At 34.0% G+C, this 1,725-nt stretch carries 2 protein-coding genes and 1 pseudogene; all 3 read left to right on the forward strand.

What is annotated here, in order from left to right:
- Positions 1-537: 537 nt before the first annotated feature.
- Positions 538-938, forward strand: a pseudogene (locus ACFSBH_RS21395) (molybdopterin-dependent oxidoreductase); the annotation flags it as partial.
- A gap of 3 nt (positions 939-941) precedes the next feature.
- A complete protein-coding gene (locus tag ACFSBH_RS21400; RefSeq protein WP_465264477.1) occupies positions 942-1,214 on the forward strand; it encodes a hypothetical protein in 273 nt (90 codons plus the stop codon).
- Between the two features lie 5 nt (positions 1,215-1,219).
- Entirely contained in the window at positions 1,220-1,402 is a 183-nt protein-coding gene (locus tag ACFSBH_RS12290) for a hypothetical protein (RefSeq protein WP_379597767.1), read from the forward strand.
- Positions 1,403-1,725: the final 323 nt, after the last annotated feature.

The raw sequence follows: 1,725 nt of genomic DNA on the forward strand, positions 1-1,725 counted from the left end.
AATCACTATGTAGTGGAGGGTTATTTGGCATACGTAATTTTAGTATATCATGAGAGAATTAATTTTTTTAGAGAAAAATATTGACAACTATTAGCTGGTTTAGTTTAAATACAACATTTCACAAATTCATTAACCCCGATTACATTTGACTTGTAACGTTTTTAACCAAAAACTATCCCCATAATAAGTTTATAGGATAGTTTAATAATGTTAACTAGAGTGTTTAAAATATTCAATATAACATGTTTGTTTATCCTTAGAAAAGGAGTGGTAAACAATGAACCTATCTACGAGGATTTTATGACTGCCTTTCCATTCTAGTATCTGCTCTTGTACTTGTACCAAGTGTCTGGATCTTATCCTCAATACGTTCTAATAACCTTAATTTATCGCAGGTTAAGGGGCAGTAAAAATCAGGAAACACCTATTTCATTTATAGAAAATGAGATTGTAAATAATAACTTATTTTATAAGAGAAACCACTTTAATTATCCAGCTCTTTCTTACTCAAACTATTGGCTCCCAATTAATGGGATCATGTCAACACCAATATTGCTTTCCATGGAGGACATTCTTCAATTACCTTCAAAAACAATACTAGCTGTCCTTGAATGTTCAGGGGATAAACGTAACCTTTTCGAACCTAAAGTATTTGGAGAACAATGGGAAAAGGTGCTATAAGCCAAGGCTATTGGAAGGGTGTACCGTTACGAACCCTGCTGGAACTTTCCGGGATAAGGGAAGGATCAAAAGAAATTGTCGTAGAAGGATATGATTTTGGAGAAAGAACCGATCTAAATGAGGTTTTTACCTACGCTAGAAGTCAGCCTATAGAGAAGGCTATCCATCCTGATACCATTATTGCCTATGAATATAATAACCAGCCAATTCCGTTTAAACATGGTTATCCACTAAGATTAATTGTTCCACAGTGGTATGCAATGGCGTCTGTTAAATGGATAAAGCAGATTAGTGTTATTGATTCTAATTTTAAAGGACCATTTCAAACAATCGATTATGTGTATTATCCTGATAAAGAAAATAATAAAGATGCCTACCCTGTTACTACAATAAATGTAAACTCGACGATTCAAAAGCCTTTAGATAAGGAGAATTTAAATAATGGTAAGCATTTGATTAAAGGGATTCCTTGGACAGGTAAAGGCTTTATTACAAAGTTGGAGATAAGTATCGACGGTGGATTACTTGGCTAAATGCAATGTTAGAGTCAGCTAAAAATGCTGGTTATGGGTGGCAATCTTGGTCTTATGAGTGGAGTGTACTGGACAAAGGTGAATATAAGATTATGACAAAAGCTACTGATTCTTATGATAGAACTCAACCAACCCTACCTTTCTGGAATAGAAAAGGTTACGGTTATAATGCAATTGATGAAATTTAAGATTGAATAGAAAGCTAAATAAAGAAGAGAATGTTGTATAGAATACCTAGTCCAGACCTAAATGTAAATCATTCGGATAATGCGACTGTCTTAAGGTGTACAGCATGCACACTTGATTAACTTACCTTTATTTAAGGCAGAAAGAAAAACAAGCCATTGTAATAGACTGACATAGCAATTTGAGACAATAATAAAACACCTTCTTAGGCTGCCATTCCAGGGAGTGTAAAATAAACTGTGTAAGTGAGAGAGCGTACGGCTCTTGCTTCGCAGTTTATTTTTTTATTGTTAGAATAAACATATAAGATTGGGAGGTTATTCTA

This window comes from Oceanobacillus luteolus, from assembly GCF_042678205.1.
GTDB lineage: Bacteria > Bacillota > Bacilli > Bacillales > Amphibacillaceae > Oceanobacillus > Oceanobacillus luteolus.

What these genes read in the sequence shown, in the direction of transcription:
- ACFSBH_RS21400 (WP_465264477.1), top strand. Translation starts at nt 942, where the DNA reads ATGGCGTCTGTTAAATGGATAAAGCAGATTAGTGTTATTGATTCTAAT.
- ACFSBH_RS12290 (WP_379597767.1), top strand. Translation starts at nt 1,220, where the DNA reads ATGTTAGAGTCAGCTAAAAATGCTGGTTATGGGTGGCAATCTTGGTCT.